The organism is Dorea longicatena (assembly GCF_024168045.1).
In the GTDB taxonomy this organism is placed as follows: Bacteria; Bacillota; Clostridia; order Lachnospirales; family Lachnospiraceae; genus Dorea_A.
On record NZ_CP100126.1, the window covers coordinates 1,308,552 to 1,326,213 of the forward strand.

Below are 17,662 nucleotides of genomic sequence, written 5' to 3' on the forward strand. Positions count from 1 at the left end.
AAACAAGCAATGAGAGGATGGACACTACATGGACGAAAATATCGTAAAATTCCAGGAAAAGTTAAGAGAACTTGTATCACTTGGAAAGAAGAAAAAAGGAATCCTGGAGATTCAGGAAATCAATGATTTTTTCTCTGATATGGAACTTGATTCTGATCAGATGGAAAAAGTATTCGATTACCTGGAAGCAAATAATGTTGATGTGCTCAGAATCAGTAATGATGACGATGATATACCGGATGATATTGTGATGTCAGACGAAGATGATATTGATGTGGAGAAAATCGACCTTTCGGTGCCGGATGGAATCAGCATTGAAGATCCGGTCCGTATGTACCTGAAAGAGATTGGTAAAGTACCGCTTCTGTCAGCAGATGAAGAAGTAGAACTTGCCAAGAGAATGGCAGAGGGCGATGAAGAAGCAAAGAAAAGACTGGCAGAAGCGAATTTGCGTCTGGTTGTAAGTATTGCAAAGCGTTATGTTGGACGTGGTATGTTATTCCTGGATCTGATTCAGGAAGGAAACCTGGGTCTGATTAAAGCAGTAGAAAAATTTGATTATCACAAAGGTTTTAAATTCAGTACTTATGCTACGTGGTGGATCAGACAGGCTATTACGAGAGCAATCGCAGATCAGGCAAGAACAATCCGTATTCCGGTTCATATGGTAGAGACGATCAATAAATTGATTCGTGTATCTAGACAGTTGTTGCAGGAATTAGGACGTGAACCTACGCCGGAAGAGATTGCGGCAGAATTAGATATGCCGGTAGAAAGAGTAAGAGAGATTTTGAAAATTTCACAGGAACCGGTATCATTGGAGACTCCGATCGGTGAAGAAGAAGACAGTCATCTCGGAGACTTTATTCAGGATGATAACGTGCCGGTACCGGCAGAAGCGGCAGCTCAGACACTTTTGAAAGAGCAGTTGGATGAAGTTCTGGATACTCTGACTGAGAGGGAACAGAAAGTATTGAGATTAAGATTCGGTATGAACGATGGACGTGCACGTACACTAGAGGAAGTAGGAAAAGAATTCGATGTTACCCGTGAACGTATCCGTCAGATTGAGGCAAAAGCACTTCGCAAGCTGCGTCATCCAAGCCGGAGCAGAAAATTAAGAGATTATTTAGATTAAGAAAAGAGGCGCCTATGGAACTATCAAAGAGACTGCAGGCAGTTGCAGATCTGGTGACAGAGGGCGCTTCTGTTGCAGATATTGGTACAGATCACGGCTATATTCCTATTTACCTGATAGAACATCATATAGCGGAGAAAGTGATCGCACTGGATATCAACAGGGGTCCCTTGGAGAGAGCCAGAATGCATATAGTCGGCCATGGACTGAAAGAAAAGATAGAAACCAGACTTTCGGACGGATTGGAAAAAGTCCTTCCGGGAGAAGTGGATACGATGATTGCTGCCGGCATGGGCGGCGGTCTGGTGATAAAAATCCTGATGGAAGGAAGAATGGTAGCAGATGCGCTGGATACAATGATCCTGCAGCCACAGTCGGAGATTGGAAAAGTCAGACGATTTTTGAATGAACATCGGCTTCAGATCATAGAGGAGAATATGGTAGAAGAAGATGGGAAATTTTATCCGATGATGAAAGTCATACATGGAGAAAAAGAAGAGTATACTGTATGTGAATATACATATGGAAAATGTCTGCTGAAGCAGCGGCATCCGGTACTCAAGAAATATCTGGACAGGGAGATGGCAATTAAGGAGCATGTATTCGGGCAGCTTTTTAAACATCAGAACAGTGAAAGTGCTGCCAGAAGAATGGAAGAACTGAAAAAGGAGATCATACTGACGCAAGAGGCATTGAAGTATTACGAGTAGAAGAAAGGGAGTATGTAAGATGTTGTGTAGAGATGTAATGAATGTAATTGAAAAAGAATATCCGCTGAATTACGCACTTTCATGGGATAATGTCGGACTTCTGGTGGGGAGAGACGATAAAGAAGTGAAAAAAATATATATCGCACTGGATGCAACAGATGAAGTAATAGATGAAGCGGTTAAGAATGGTGCAGATATGCTGATTACACATCATCCGATGATCTTTTCACCGATCAAGAAAATTCATAATCTTGATTTTGTAGGAGGTCGTATTCTTAAACTGATTCAGAACGACATTTCTTATTATGCAATGCATACGAATTATGATGTACTGGGAATGGCGGAACTTTCTGGAGACAAGATGAATATGAAAGACGCTGAGATACTGGAAGTGATGGCAGAAGGTGATATCGGGGAAGAAGATGAGCCGGAAGGGATCGGAAGAGTATCAGATCTTGAGATTCCTATGACGCTCAGAGAGTGCTGTGAGGATGTAAAAGATGCATTTCATCTGGGAACAGTAAAGGTGTTCGGTAATCTGGAAGACAAAGTGAAGCGTATTGCAATCTGTCCGGGTTCCGGGAAAAGTGTGATCCAGGCAGCCCTGGATAAACATGCAGATGTACTGATTACCGGAGATATCGGTCATCATGAAGGAATTGATGCAGTGGCACAGGGGCTGGCAATCATAGATGGCGGTCATTATGGAATCGAGCACATTTTTATTGAAGATATGAGACAGTATCTGGAAAAGAATCTGAAAGATGTGGAAGTTATTGCGGCTCCGATCATTCATCCGTTTCTGCTTGTGTAAAGATGAGAAAGTCTGTGAGCCAGAGGTAAAATGAGATGAGGAAGTTATGAAACGGCCAAAGTAAAAGTGTGAAAATGAGGTGTGTCTATGAATGATATTTTATATACGGTCCATGTAGATGGAACAGACAAAAAATTCAAAAAAGGAACGACATATCAGGAGATAGCCAGAACATATCAGCAGGAATATCAGCATGATATTGTGCTGGTATTTGTGGATGGACGACTTCAGGAATTGTTCAAGACACTGGAAACTGATTGTGAGTTGAAATTTGTGACGACTGCGGATCCGCTGGGTTATAAAAGTTACCGGAGAAGTATGAGCCTGATGCTCGTGAAAGCAATTTATGATGTGGCAGAACATAAGAATATCGATAAAGTCAGAATTCATTATTCTGTAAGTAGGGGTTATTATTGCACGATAGAAGGAAATATTGATCTTACACAGGAATTTCTTGATCGCGTAGAAAGCCGTATGAGAGCTATGGTGGAAATGGATCTTCCTATCAGAAAAAAAAGCGTGCATACAGATGATGCAATTGCAATGTTCGGACAGCATGGCATGCATGATAAAGAACGTCTGTTCCATTACCGGAGAGTGTCTCGGGTGAACATTTACAGTTTGAATGAATTTGAAGATTATTATTATGGATATATGGTACCGAGTGCCGGATATCTGAAATATTTTAAATTGTACCTGTACGATGAGGGATTTGTGATTCAGATGCCGGTGATGAATGAGCCGGAAGCAGTACCTCCGTTCGAACCGCAGAATCACTTGTTCCGTGTGCTGCAGGAATCAACCAAGTGGGGAGATATTCAGGGTATCGAAACAGTTGGAGACCTGAACGACAAGATTACAAAAAGTGATGTGAACGAATTGGTATTGGTGCAGGAAGCACTTCAGGAAGAAAAAATTGCACAGATCGCTGAACAGATCAAAGAGCGTTCGGATGTCCGCTTTGTATTGATTGCAGGACCATCGTCTTCGAGTAAGACTACTTTTTCACATCGACTGTCTGTGCAGCTGCGGGCTAATGGATTGTGTCCGTATCCGATTGCTGTGGACAATTATTTTAAAGAACGTGAAGAGACACCAAGAGATGAGAATGGAGAATTTGATTTTGAAGGACTTGGTGCGGTTGATGTGGAATTGTTCAATCTTCAGCTTCAGGAACTTCTGGAGGGAAAAGAAGTCGTAATACCGGAGTTTAACTTTGTAACCGGTCATAAGGAATACAAAAGAAGGCCAAAGAAATTAAAAGAAAACGAAGTGCTGGTAATTGAGGGAATTCATTGCCTGAATCCGGAACTGACCAGAAAGCTTCCGGATGAAAATAAGTTTAAGATTTATATCAGTGCACTTACACAGCTGAATATTGATGAGCATAATCGTATCCCGACAACAGATGGACGTCTGATCCGCAGAATTGTACGCGATGCAAGAACCAGAGGTACATCAGCAAAGGAGACGATCCGTATGTGGCCGGCGGTGAGAAAAGGAGAAGAGAGGAATATTTTTCCTTATCAGGAAGAGGCAGATGTGATGTTTAATTCAGCATTGATCTATGAACTTGCAGTATTGAAACCATACGTAGAAGCTCAACTCTTTGGAATTGAACGAGACTGTCCGGAATATTTGGAAGCAAAACGTTTATTGAAATTCCTTGATTACTTTGTTGGAATCGGAAGTGAGAATGTACCGGCGAATTCATTACTTAGAGAGTTTATAGGGGGCGGGTGTTTTCACGTGTGATTTTTTGGGATTTAATTCAGGAAGGCATGATTACACCCGGACCGGCATAAAAAGTAGGAAGCCGTTCCTGTTCAGGTTCCGTCGGTGGGAAATACTAAAGCGTCAAAATTATGCTAAAAACGGGCTTCCGAAATTTGCAACTCGCCATTCGGCTCAAACAGGCAAATTTCGAAAACCCAACGCATAATTTTGACGCTTAACTATTTCCAACACCTTCTTCACATTCACTGGAACGGCTTCCTACTTTTTATTCCGTGGGTATCAAATGCCTTACTAAATGGCAAATGCGTAACCGTAGTGGCCTCCACTGGTACACTTCCGGGCATTTCATTTATTAGCATCCGCAGCCAGTCACGACTTGAAGGAAGCAATAGATAAGGATTATTGTGAATGTGGAATGCCGTTAGAAACAGTTAGAGAGTCAGAAGCACCGTTAAAGGAACGAAGCGAACGTGTTTGAGGCGAACGCCGAGTTTGAGCGTAGTTCCTTTGCTTTTAGGTGATTCTGACTCTCTTAGTGTTTCTTATGGTATGGAACCTGAACAAGAAGCCTTATCTATTGTTTCCTTCAAGGACTGAGAGGCCGCTTCCCCGTTAATAAATTAAATCCCAAGATACACTTGTTTCATATATTCAATCCGGGAACTCATATTTTGCATCAGGAGATCTACAAGTGTAACGGCAGCCATGGATTCTACCACAACAACTGCACGAGGAACGATAACTGGATCGTGGCGTCCGGAAATCTCAATTTTAATATTTTCACCATTAGTGTTCACTGTTTTCTGCGGCTGGGAAATAGATGGAGTAGGCTTTATGGCCGCACGTAAAAGGATCGTGCTTCCGTCACTGAGACCTCCGAGAATTCCGCCGCTGTGATTGGTCAGTTTGGATATCTGCCCGTTTTCAGCGAAGAATGAGTCGTTATTCTTACTTCCTTTAGAAGAGACGACAGAAAATCCATCGCCGATTTCGACACCTTTTACAGCACCGATGGACATGACTGCTTTTGCAAGAGCGGCATCCAGTTTGTTAAATACCGGTTCACCGATACCGGATGGCATGCCGTGAATCATGCATTCGATCAGTCCACCGGAAGAATCCTGTTCTCTGATACAGGATTCGAGATATGCACTTGCCTGTTCAGCATATTTCTGATTTGGCATATAAAGCTGGTTCTCGTTAATTGCAGAGTAATCATATGCATCAGAAGGAATAGAAAAAGGTCCGATAGCTTTGGTGTAAGTGGTAAGATGAATTCCGAGTGCTTCAAGAATCCGGCAGGCAATTGCACCGCCGGCAACCCGTCCGATGGTTTCACGCCCGGAAGTACGTCCGCCACCGCGATAGTCACGCACTCCGTATTTCTGGTCGAAGGTATAATCAGCATGTCCGGGGCGGTAACAGTCTTTGATCTTGCTGTAATCATGAGAACGCTGGTCAGTGTTGCGTACGATAAGAGAAATCGGTGTTCCGGTTGTATATCCTTCAAAGACACCCGAAAGAATCTCTACGCTATCGGATTCCTTTCTTGCTGTGGTGAATTTGCTTTGTCCGGGTTTCCTGCGGTCAAGGAATGTCTGTATATAATCACTGGTAAGGGGAATGCCTGCCGGGCATCCATCGACAACAACACCGAGTGCCGGACCATGGGATTCCCCCCATGTTGTAATAGTAAATAAAGTTCCAAAAGTTGATCCTGCCATATCATAGTCTCCTTAATTATGTATTAGTCATCGTGAATATAATAATCTATAAAGTATTATATATAAAAAGAAATGAAGCCGCAATCATAAAATGTGTATAAAATATCCTGTAAAAAAATAAGAATTAGACTGTACTTTTTGATATATGCATATTATAATTAGAAAGCATGAATCTTATAGAAGTAGAATATTCATATAGAGGAGTTAAGATTAATGAGCAGAAAAGATATGCAGTCAGATGAGATTGAAGAAATAATGAAAGAAATGCTGAACGATGATGAGTATGCAGATGAGGGATTTGAGGATATTGACAGAGAAGATAACCGGCATGAATCGAAGAAAGCAATGAAAAAAGAGAAAAAAGCAGAAAGAAAATCAAGAAGAAAAAAGCGGAAAATGAGCAATAAAGTAGCGATTGTCCTTTCGCTGATTGTGGCAGTTATAGCAATCGGATATGTGGCAACAGCGGTATTTTACAGCACACATTTTTTCGCAAATACAGAAATAAACGGAGTGGACTGCTCAAATAAAAGTATAAAGCAAGTGGAAGCTTATCTGGAGAAGCAGGTTTCTGATTATAATCTTACTTTGAAGGAAACAGAAGGAAAAACGGAAGAAATCAGCGGGCAGGATATTTCTTTGAAATATGTGGAAGGAAAGCAGGTTGAGAAACTTGTGAAGAGCCAGAACCCGTTTCTGTGGCCGGAAGCTTTTTGGAAATCCAGAAAGATGGAAGCAAAAGTAGGTGTTGAATACGATGAAAGTGCATTGAAAGCACTGATTGCAAATCTGGATTGTATGAAGGAAGAAAATCAGACGGAACCGGCTAATGCACATCCGGAATTTCAGAATGATAAATTTGTAGTCATACCGGAAACTGACGGGACAAAGATTGATACAGATACATTCAGGGAAAAAGTGATCACTGCTGTAGATGGATTGAATGCGGAGCTGGATCTTTCGAAAGAAGGCTGCTATTTAAAACCGTCATATACTGCTGAATCAAAAAAAGTGACAGAGGCCTGTGATGCAATGAATAAATATCTCGGAGCCATGGTTACTTATGATTTTAAACCAAACACGGAAGTGGTGGACTCGTCAATGATATCCCAGTGGGTAAAGGTAGATGATGATATGAATGTTACGTTTGATGATAACGCTGTCAAAGAATACATTCAGTCACTTGCGGCAAAATACGATACAAAAGGAAAAGAAAGAACATTTACATCCGCAAGTGGTAACACTGTCACTGTTTCTGGTGGAAGCTACGGCTGGAAGATTGACCAGAATGCAGAATATAATGCGTTGATCGCGAATATTCAGAATGCAGAAACAGTAACAAGAGAACCGAATTATTCAAGCCGCGCTGCAAGTCATGAGGGCAATGATGTGGGAAATACTTATGCAGAAGTAAATCTGACAACACAACATATGTATTATGTAAAAGACGGACAGATTGCACTGGAAACAGATGTAGTAACAGGTAATCCCAATAAAGGAAACGATACTCCGACAGGAGTATATTCACTGGCATACAAAGCCAAGGATCAGACTCTTAGGGGAACGAAAAAAGCCGACGGAACATATGAATATGAAACGCCGGTAAAATACTGGATGCCATTTAATGGAGGCGTGGGATTCCACGATGCATCATGGCAGCCGACTTTTGGTGGAAGCAGATATCTGACAAATGGTTCGCACGGATGTGTAAATATGCCACCGGAGATGGCAGCAAAGCTGTTTGATCTGATTTCGGCAGGCACACCGGTAGTGGTACATAATTAGGGAAAAGGAAATAGAACATGTATGAATTAATAAAAAAAGATGGTCTTGCAAAAAGGGGAAGACTACATACAGTACACGGGGTCATTGAGACACCTGTATTTATGAATGTGGGTACTGCAGCGGCAATCAAAGGTGCTGTTGCAACCTCAGATCTTCAGGAGATAAAGACTCAGGTGGAATTGTCTAATACATATCATTTACATGTGCGTCCCGGAGATGAAGTAGTAAAGAAACTGGGGGGACTTCACAAGTTTATGAACTGGGACAAACCGATTCTTACCGACTCGGGTGGATTTCAGGTGTTTTCACTTGCCGGGCTTCGCAGAATTAAAGAAGAAGGCGTATATTTTAATTCGCATATTGATGGAAGAAAAATCTTCATGGGACCGGAAGAGAGTATGCAGATACAGTCAAACCTTGCATCTACGATCGCTATGGCATTTGATGAATGTCCATCCAGCGTTGCAGACAGGGATTATATGGAAAAGTCCGTAGCGCGTACGACAAGATGGCTGGTGCGCTGCAAGAAAGAAATGGAACGTTTGAATGCACTTCCGGATACGATCAATAAGCATCAGATGCTTTTTGGTATTAATCAGGGCGGTGTGTATGAAGATATCCGTATCAAACATGCAGATGAAATCTCAAAACTGGATCTGGATGGTTATGCAGTCGGCGGGCTGGCGGTTGGTGAATCGCATGAAGAGATGTATCGCATTCTGGATGCGGTTGTTCCACATCTTCCGGATAATAAACCAACTTATCTGATGGGAGTCGGAACTCCGGCAAACATTCTGGAAGCAGTCGACAGGGGAGTGGATTTCTTTGATTGTGTATATCCAAGCAGAAACGGAAGACACGGACACGTGTACACAAACCATGGGAAACTGAATCTGTTTAACGCCAGATTTGAGCTGGATGCCAGACCGATTGAAGAGGGATGTCAGTGTCCGGCATGCCGTAATTATTCGAGAGCATATATCAGACATCTGCTAAAAGCAAAAGAGATGCTTGGTATGCGTCTGTGTGTCCTTCATAACCTTTATTTCTATAATACAATGATGGAAGAAATCAGAGATGCAATTGATCATGACTGTTACAAAGAGTATAAAACCCAAAAAATCGCTGCTGTAACAGGAAAGAATGAATAAAATAATGAAAAAAGCATAAAAAACCTTGCTGAATGCGAGGTTTTTGTGTATGATAGCAATAGTGTTTAAAGATAAGTAGGAGGAAAAGAGATGTTTTCATTAGCAGCACAGAGCTCCAGTGGTACAAGCTGGGTTATTTTAATTGTTGTATATGCAGTTATTTTCGGAGGATTCTACATGATTTTTATGAGACCTCAGAAAAAAGAGCAGAAAAGAGTTCAGGCTATGATCAACGAGATGGAAGTTGGCGATACAGTACTGACAACAAGTGGATTTTACGGTGTGCTTATTGACATCAGTGATGAAGATGTGATCGTAGAATTCGGAAGCAATAAGAACTGCCGTATTCCAATGCAGAAAGCAGCAATCGCACAGGTTGAAAAGGCTTCTGCAGAATAAAAGATGAACGTAGAGAATCTGTTGTGTGCAGGTTCTCTTTTTTCTTTTTGTACACGGAAATATCAGAAAACAAAATAGTACATATATGTGAAATTGTGTTGGAATAAATACAAAATAACAGTGCATTGTTCATATAAATATACACAAATTGCATAAAATTGCATACAAGCGTGATATTGAAAACGATTATCAGAATAAAGGTTGATATTTTCTTCACGAAATGTTATACTGACGGCGCAGAAGAAAATGAAAGATAGGAAAGGGGAACAAAAAATGGCACATTTTGAGCAGTGGGCTGGTTTTAAAGGAAAAGAATGGGTAAATTCTGTAGATGTTCGCAGCTTTATCCAGGAGAACTACACACCTTATGAAGGAGACGAATCTTTCCTGGAAGGACCAACAGAAGCAACAGATATTCTGTGGGGTAAACTTCAGGAACTTCAGAAAGAGGAGCGTGCAAAAGGCGGCGTTCTTGATATGGAGACAGAAGTAGTATCCGGACTTACAGCATATGGACCTGGATACATTAGCGAAGAGACAAAAGATCTTGAGAAGGTCGTTGGTCTTCAGACAGACAAACCTCTGAAGAGAGCTTTTATGCCATATGGTGGAATTAAGATGGCTGAGCAGGCTTGTACAACTTATGGTTATCAGCCGAGCGAAAAGCTTCACGAGATTTTTACAAAATATCATAAAACACACAACCAGGGAGTATTCGATATCTATACACCTGAAATGAAGAAAGCAAGACACAATAAGATCATCACAGGTCTTCCGGATACATATGGAAGAGGACGTATCGTTGGTGATTACCGTCGAGTAGCTCTTTATGGTATCGACTTCCTGATCGAAAGAAAACAGTATGACTTTGAGCGTTATGCAAGACACGGAATGAAAGGAACAGATTTCCGTCTCCGCGAAGAGCTTGCTGATCAGATCAAAGCTCTGAAAGAAATGAAAGAAATGGCAGCTGCTTACGGTTATGACATTTCACAGCCAGCGAAAGATGCTCATGAAGCAGCACAGTGGCTGTACTTCGGATATCTTGCAGCAATCAAGACTCAGAACGGAGCTGCAATGAGTGTTGGACGTATCTCTACATTCCTTGATATCTATATTGAAAGAGACTTAAAAGCTGGAAAGATTACAGAAAAAGAAGCTCAGGAATTAATTGACCACATGGTTATGAAATTCCGTATGGTTAAGTTCGCAAGAATCCCATCTTACAACGAACTGTTCTCAGGAGACCCGACATGGGCAACACTGGAAGTTGGTGGACTTGGACAGGACGGACGTTCTATGGTAACAAAGAATGATTACCGTTTCCTTCACACACTGAAAAACATGGGACCTTCTCCAGAACCAAACCTTACTGTACTTTACTCTTCAAGACTGCCTGAAAACTTCAAGAAGTTTGCAGCCCTGATCTCAGTAGAGACAAGCTCAATCCAGTATGAAAATGATGATGTTATGCGTCCGGTATGGGGCGATGATTACTCAATCTGCTGCTGCGTATCTGCTACAGAGACAGGTAAAGAGATGCAGTTCTTCGGAGCTCGTGCAAACCTTGCCAAGTGTCTGTTATACGCTATCAACGGTGGTATTGATGAAAAGAATAAAATTCAGGTTGCACCTGCTTACAGACCAATCACATCTGAATATCTTGACTTCGATGAAGTAATGGAAAAATATGATGCTATGATGGAATGGCTGAGCAAACTGTATGTAGATACACTGAATATGATTCACTACATGCATGACAAGTATTACTATGAAGCAGCTCAGATGGCATTGATTGATACAGACGTTAAGCGTTCATTTGCAACAGGTATCGCTGGATTCTCTCATGTGGTAGATTCACTTTGCGCTATCAAATACGCAAAAGTAAAAGCTATCCGTGATGAAGATGGAATCACAACAGATTTCGAGATCGAAGGAGATTTCCCAAGATACGGTAACGACGATGATCGTGCAGACGACATGGCTGTATGGCTTCTGAAGACATTCATGCACAAACTGAATAAGTGCCATACATACAGAAATTCTGTACCTACAACATCAATCCTTACAATTACTTCCAATGTAGTATACGGTAAGGCTACAGGATCTCTTCCGGACGGAAGAAAAGCAGGAGAGCCACTTTCACCAGGTGCTAACCCATCTTACGGTGCAGAAAAGAACGGACTTCTTGCATCCCTTAACTCTGTTGCTAAGCTTCCATACGAGCTGGCACTGGATGGTATTTCTAATACTCAGACAATCAGCCCAAGTGCACTTGGACATACAGATGATGAGCGTAAAGAAAATCTTGCACGTGTAATGGACGGATACTTCGATCAGGGAGCACATCACCTGAATGTTAACGTATTTGGTACAGATAAACTTATTGATGCTATGGAGCATCCGGAAAAACCAGAATACGCTAACTTCACAATTCGTGTATCTGGATACGCAGTTAAGTTCATCGACCTGACCCGCGAACAGCAGTTAGACGTTATCGCAAGAACTTGCCACGATCATATGTAAAAGCTATGAGCCATGCATCAGATGAGACAGATGTTATAATCAAGCTTGCTTGAATTATGATATCTGGATCAGATGATATACGGCGACAGCCGTCAGCGAGATGAAGCAAAGCGGAATCGAGCTGCGCATGGCGGAGTACATGGCGAATTACATGTAATAAATAAGAAAAGGAGCAAAGCTATGACCAAAGGATATATTCATTCTCTGGAAAGTTTCGGCTCCGTTGACGGTCCAGGTGTCCGCTATCTGATCTTTACGACCGGTTGTGCTATGCGCTGCCAGTTTTGTCATAACCCGGACACATGGAACATGAATTCAGGGACTCTCTACACAGCAGATGAACTGATTGATAAAGCCTGGAAATACCGCACTTACTGGGGAAGTAAGGGCGGTATTACCGTCAGTGGGGGCGAACCGCTTCTGCAGATCGATTTTCTGCTGGAGTTGTTCCAGAAAGCAAAAGAAAGAGGAATCAACACAACACTGGATACCTGTGGAAATCCATTCACAAGAGAAGAGCCATTCTTCAGTAAATTCCAGGAACTTATGAAGGTGACAGATCTTGTAATGCTGGATATCAAGCATATTGATGATGAGCAGCATAAGATCCTTACCGGTCAGACGAATAAGAATATTCTTGATATGGCAGAATATCTTTCAGAGACCGGAAAACCAGTCTGGATCCGTCATGTACTGGTCCCGGAAAGAAGTGATAAAGACGAATATCTGCACAGACTTCATGATTTTATTGAGACGTTAGATAATGTGGAGAAAGTAGAAGTCCTTCCGTATCATACACTTGGTGTATATAAATGGAAAGAACTGGGGATTCCGTATCAGTTGGAGGGCATTGATCCACCATCGCAAGAACGGGTGGAAAATGCGAACCGGATTCTTGAAACAGCAAAATATCATGCATAAAAAATGTGGAACACATGGAAATAATGTGTTCCGCATTTTTTTATAGCAATCAATCATCAAAGTGTACAAGAAATATTATAAAAAGCGTTTTTTAAGTAGGTAAAATGTAGCAATTTGTCAATTTAACCAATTAAAGTCTTGAAACATGTATAAAAATACGATAATATTATTTTTATAGATTTTTACCGAAGGAAGGAAGAAGAACGATGAATCTTAAAATTGGTGTGATTAAGGGAGACGGAATTGGTCCGGAGATCGTAACGGAGGCAATGAAAGTTCTGGATAAAGTTGCAGGAGTATATGGACACACTTGTGATTATACACAGTTACTCATGGGGGGAGCATCCATTGATGTTCACGGAGTGCCTCTTACAGATGAGACAATCGCAGAGGCAAAAGCATGTGATGCAGTTCTGATGGGTTCCATCGGAGGAGATGCAAAGACATCTCCGTGGTATAAGTTAGAGCCGTCTAAAAGACCGGAAGCAGGACTTTTGAAGATCAGAAAAGCCCTGAATCTTTTTGCAAACTTAAGACCTGCAGTACTTTATGAGGAATTAAAAGGTGCATGTCCGTTGAAAGAAGAGATTACAGAAGGTGGGTTCGACATGATGATCATGAGAGAACTGACTGGTGGTCTTTACTTTGGAGAGAGAAAGACAGAAGAGATTGACGGAGTGATGACAGCAAAAGATTCTCTTACATATAATGAAGAGGAGATCCGAAGAATCGCAAAACGGGGATTTGATATTGCAATGAAGCGACGCAAAAAAGTAACTAGCGTAGATAAGGCAAATGTTCTGGATTCTTCAAGATTATGGAGAAAAGTGGTAGAAGAAGTTGCAAAAGATTATCCGGAGGTGGCAGTGGAAAATATGCTGGTAGACAACTGTGCAATGCAGCTTGTAAAAGATCCAAAACAGTTTGATGTCATTCTTACAGAGAATATGTTTGGAGATATTCTTTCCGATGAAGCAAGTATGGTGACCGGATCTATCGGAATGCTTGCAAGTGCCAGCTTAAATGAGACAAAATTCGGTTTGTATGAGCCGAGCGGCGGATCGGCACCGGATATAGCAGGAAAAGGAATTGCCAATCCAATCGCAACTATCCTTTCTGCAGCAATGATGTTGCGTTTCAGCTTTGATCTTGATAAAGAAGCAGATGCAATCGAAGCAGCTGTTGCAAAGGTGTTAAAAGACGGATACCGTACGATTGATATTATGTCAGAAGGAAAGACACAGATTGGAACAGAAGAGATGGGCGATCTGATTTCAGAAAACATTCGTTAATTATAGAATTATATATAGATAAGAAGTATTTGACAGAAAGAAAACAGGAGGATAAAAATGAGAAGTGATACAGTAACAAAAGGAAAACAGCAGGCACCTCACCGTTCATTGTTCAATGCACTTGGACTGACGGAAGAAGAGATGAACAGACCATTGGTCGGCATCGTATGTTCTTATAATGAAATCGTGCCGGGGCATATGAACCTGGATAAAATTGCGAATGCAGTAAAACAGGGAGTTGCCATGGCAGGTGGTACACCGATCATGTTTCCTGCAATTGCAGTTTGTGACGGAATAGCAATGGGACATATCGGAATGAAGTATTCTCTGGTAACCAGAGACCTGATCGCAGATTCTACAGAAGCAATGGCGATGGCACATCAGTTTGATGCGTTAGTTATGATCCCGAACTGTGATAAGAATGTACCGGGACTTCTGATGGCTGCAGCAAGAATTAATGTACCGACTGTATTTGTCAGTGGCGGACCGATGCTTGCAGGACATGTAAAAGGACAGAAGAGAAGTCTTTCCAGTATGTTTGAGGCGGTAGGAGCGAATGCGGCCGGAACAATGTCAGATGCAGACCTGTGTGAATTCGAGAATAAAGTATGTCCTACATGCGGATCATGTTCGGGTATGTACACAGCAAACAGCATGAACTGTCTGACAGAGGTACTTGGTATGGGACTTCGCGGAAACGGAACAATCCCGGCAGTATATTCAGAAAGAATCCGTCTTGCAAAACATGCAGGTATGAAAGTCATGGAACTTCTTGAGAAGAATATCCGCCCAAGAGATATTATGACAAAAGAAGCTATTCTGAATGCACTTACTGTTGATATGGCACTTGGATGCTCTACAAACAGTATGCTTCATCTTCCGGCAATCGCACATGAAGTGGGAATGGATTTTGAGATTGATTTCGCAAATGGAATCAGTGAAAAGACACCAAATCTCTGTCACCTTGCACCGGCAGGTCCTACTTATATGGAAGACCTGAATGAAGCAGGTGGTGTCTATGCAGTTATGGCAGAACTGAATAAGAAGGGACTCCTTCATACAGAATGTATGACAGTTACAGGAAAGACAGTAGGAGAGAATATTGAAGGAGTAGTGAACAAAGATCCAGAGGTTATCCGTCCGATTGACAATCCATATACACCAACAGGCGGGCTTGCAGTGTTAAAAGGCAATCTTGCACCGGATGGAAGTGTTGTAAAGCGTTCGGCAGTCGTAGATGAGATGCTGGTACACGAAGGACCTGCAAGAGTATTTGACTGTGAGGAAGATGCAATTGCAGCAATCAAAGGTGGTAAGATTGTAGCCGGTGATGTTGTTGTTATCCGTTACGAGGGACCAAAGGGAGGTCCGGGAATGCGCGAGATGTTAAATCCTACATCTGCAATCGCAGGTATGGGGCTTGGATCGAGTGTGGCGTTGATCACAGACGGACGTTTCAGTGGAGCATCAAGAGGAGCATCTATCGGGCATGTATCTCCGGAAGCTGCTGTCGGCGGACCAATCGCACTGGTAGAGGAGGGAGACCTGATCCAGATTGATATTCCGAATCTTTCTATTCATCTGGATGTATCGGATGAAGAACTGGCTAAGAGAAAGGAAAACTGGACTCCAAGAGAGCCAAAGGTTACAACCGGATATCTTGCAAGATATGCGGCAATGGTTACTTCCGGAAACAGAGGCGCAATCCTTGAAGTTCCAAAAGCAAAATAAAAATTATGACAGGGGAATGAATGGTATGCAGTTAACAGGATCACAAATTGTAATCGAATGTTTGAAAGAGCAGGGAGTGGATACCGTATTCGGTTATCCTGGCGGAGCGATTTTGAACGTATACGATGAATTATATAAGCATAAAGATGAGATTAAACATATTCTTACATCACACGAACAGGGTGCTGCTCATGCGGCGGACGGATATGCAAGAGCAACAGGAAAAGTCGGTGTATGTCTTGCAACCAGCGGACCAGGTGCAACGAACCTTGTAACTGGGATTGCAACCGCATACATGGATTCCATTCCGGTGGTTGCAATTACCTGCAATGTAGGAGTAGCACTTCTGGGAAAAGACAGTTTCCAGGAGATCGATATAGCAGGTGTTACGATGCCGATCACAAAGCATAATTATATTGTAAAGGATGTCAATAACCTGGCGGATACAATCCGCAAGGCATTTGTGATCGCTAAAGAAGGAAGGCCAGGTCCGGTTCTGATCGATATTCCAAAGGATGTAACAGCTAATAAAGCAGAATTTATATCACGGGAACCAGAGATTGTAAAACCGTCCGAAGATATCTGCGAAGAAGATCTGGAAAGTGCAGTTCGCATGATCAGGGAGTCGGAAAGACCATATATATTTGTTGGCGGCGGGGCAATATTATCAGGAGCCAGCAAGGAATTATATGAATTTGTAAAGAAGGTAGACGCACCGGTTACCGATTCCCTGATGGGAAAAGGTGCATTCCCGGGAACGGATCCGCTGTATACCGGAATGCTTGGAATGCATGGCACAAAAACATCCAATTACGGAGTCAGTGAATGTGATCTTCTGATTGTAACAGGAGCAAGATTCAGTGACCGTGTGACAGGAAATGCTAAGAAATTTGCCAAGGATGCAAAAATCCTGCAGTTTGACGTAGACGCAGCGGAGATGAATAAAAACATCCTGATTACAGAAGGGGTAGTCGGTGATCTGAAAGTCGTTCTTCAGAAGATGAATGAACGCCTGGAACAGCAGAATCATAAGGAATGGATAGAGAAGATCATTTCTTATAAAGAGAAGTATCCAATGACATATCATCCGGATGTACTCAGTGGTCCGTTCATAGTGGAAGAAATTTACCGTCAGACAAATGGCGAAGCAATCATTTCTACGGAAGTCGGACAGCATCAGATGTGGGCGGCGCAATATTATAAATATACAGAACCAAGAACATTTCTTACATCAGGAGGGCTTGGAACGATGGGATATGGTCTTGGTGCTTCACTTGGAGCGAAGGTCGGAAGACCGGAAAAGACGGTAGTCAATATTGCAGGAGACGGATGTTTCCGTATGAATATGAATGAGATTGCTACCGCAACACGCCATAATATCCCGATAATTCAGGTAGTGATCAATAACCATGTACTTGGTATGGTGCGCCAGTGGCAAAATCTGTTTTATGAACAGCGCTACTCGGCAACTGTGCTCAATGATGCAGTAGATTTCGTAAAACTTGCAGAAGCTATGGGAGCAGAAGGAGTACGTGCATCGACAAGGGAAGAATTTAAAGAAGCATTTGCAAAGGCATTAAAGAGCGGTCATCCGGTAGTGATTGACTGTCAGATTGACAGCGATGACAAAGTATGGCCGATGGTTGCCCCAGGTGCCCCGATCAGTGAAGCTTTTGATGAGAAAGACCTGAAAACAAAAAATGCAGAATAAAAGAAGCAAAAAGTAAAGGAAAG

The 17,662-nt window shown here is 42.1% G+C and carries 13 protein-coding genes; 12 read left to right on the plus strand and 1 reads right to left on the minus strand.

Translation table 11 applies throughout. The features are described from left to right. The first annotated feature begins 28 nt into the window (after window positions 1-28). The 4 genes from rpoD to NKF87_RS06200 all read left to right on the plus strand — a co-directional run bounded on the left by rpoD (window position 29) and on the right by NKF87_RS06200 (window position 4,417). A complete protein-coding gene (gene rpoD, locus NKF87_RS06185; protein ID WP_055281247.1) occupies window positions 29-1,138 on the plus strand; it encodes an RNA polymerase sigma factor RpoD in 1,110 nt (369 codons plus the stop codon). A gap of 14 nt (window positions 1,139-1,152) precedes the next feature. Further along, window positions 1,153-1,848 (plus strand): tRNA (adenine(22)-N(1))-methyltransferase, encoded by a 696-nt coding sequence (locus tag NKF87_RS06190; protein ID WP_161144492.1) that lies wholly within the window; start codon window positions 1,153-1,155, stop codon window positions 1,846-1,848. A 19-nt stretch (window positions 1,849-1,867) separates the two neighbouring features. Next, a complete protein-coding gene (locus NKF87_RS06195) occupies window positions 1,868-2,662 on the plus strand; it encodes a Nif3-like dinuclear metal center hexameric protein (RefSeq protein WP_253584243.1) in 795 nt (264 codons plus the stop codon). 87 nt (window positions 2,663-2,749) lie between these two features. Then, complete coding sequence (locus NKF87_RS06200; RefSeq protein WP_118225006.1) at window positions 2,750-4,417, plus strand: nucleoside kinase; 1,668 nt, start codon at window positions 2,750-2,752, stop codon at window positions 4,415-4,417. A 602-nt stretch (window positions 4,418-5,019) separates the two neighbouring features. On the opposite strand, the gene aroC is transcribed toward NKF87_RS06200, so the two are convergent. Continuing rightward, window positions 5,020-6,123 carry a chorismate synthase gene (gene aroC, locus NKF87_RS06205; RefSeq protein ID WP_253584245.1) on the minus strand — a complete coding sequence of 368 codons (1,104 nt, stop codon included), beginning with the start codon at window positions 6,121-6,123 and terminating at the stop codon, window positions 5,020-5,022. Window positions 6,124-6,336: 213 nt separating this feature from the next. On the opposite strand from aroC, the gene NKF87_RS06210 reads away from it, so the two are divergent. The 8 genes from NKF87_RS06210 to ilvB all read left to right on the plus strand — a co-directional run bounded on the left by NKF87_RS06210 (window position 6,337) and on the right by ilvB (window position 17,639). Next, window positions 6,337-7,908, plus strand: a complete 1,572-nt coding sequence (locus NKF87_RS06210) for a L,D-transpeptidase family protein (RefSeq protein ID WP_253584247.1) — start codon at window positions 6,337-6,339, stop codon at window positions 7,906-7,908. A gap of 17 nt (window positions 7,909-7,925) precedes the next feature. Then, window positions 7,926-9,059, plus strand: coding sequence for a tRNA guanosine(34) transglycosylase Tgt (gene tgt / locus NKF87_RS06215; protein WP_055284765.1), 1,134 nt, complete (start codon window positions 7,926-7,928; stop codon window positions 9,057-9,059). A 90-nt stretch (window positions 9,060-9,149) separates the two neighbouring features. Then, complete coding sequence (gene yajC / locus NKF87_RS06220) at window positions 9,150-9,458, plus strand: preprotein translocase subunit YajC (RefSeq protein WP_022416065.1); 309 nt, start codon at window positions 9,150-9,152, stop codon at window positions 9,456-9,458. A 273-nt stretch (window positions 9,459-9,731) separates the two neighbouring features. Continuing rightward, entirely contained in the window at window positions 9,732-11,984 is a 2,253-nt protein-coding gene (pflB, locus tag NKF87_RS06225) for a formate C-acetyltransferase (RefSeq protein WP_028086287.1), read from the plus strand. A gap of 180 nt (window positions 11,985-12,164) precedes the next feature. Further along, a complete protein-coding gene (gene pflA, locus NKF87_RS06230; RefSeq protein WP_055284769.1) occupies window positions 12,165-12,905 on the plus strand; it encodes a pyruvate formate-lyase-activating protein in 741 nt (246 codons plus the stop codon). Between the two features lie 206 nt (window positions 12,906-13,111). After that, a complete protein-coding gene (gene leuB, locus NKF87_RS06235; protein WP_028086289.1) occupies window positions 13,112-14,197 on the plus strand; it encodes a 3-isopropylmalate dehydrogenase in 1,086 nt (361 codons plus the stop codon). 57 nt (window positions 14,198-14,254) lie between these two features. Next, the gene (gene ilvD, locus NKF87_RS06240; RefSeq protein WP_028086290.1) at window positions 14,255-15,928 is read left to right on the plus strand and encodes a dihydroxy-acid dehydratase; all 1,674 of its coding nucleotides are present in this window, start codon (window positions 14,255-14,257) and stop codon (window positions 15,926-15,928) included. Between the two features lie 25 nt (window positions 15,929-15,953). After that, window positions 15,954-17,639, plus strand: coding sequence for a biosynthetic-type acetolactate synthase large subunit (ilvB, locus tag NKF87_RS06245; RefSeq protein ID WP_253584249.1), 1,686 nt, complete (start codon window positions 15,954-15,956; stop codon window positions 17,637-17,639). Window positions 17,640-17,662 lie beyond the last annotated feature (23 nt).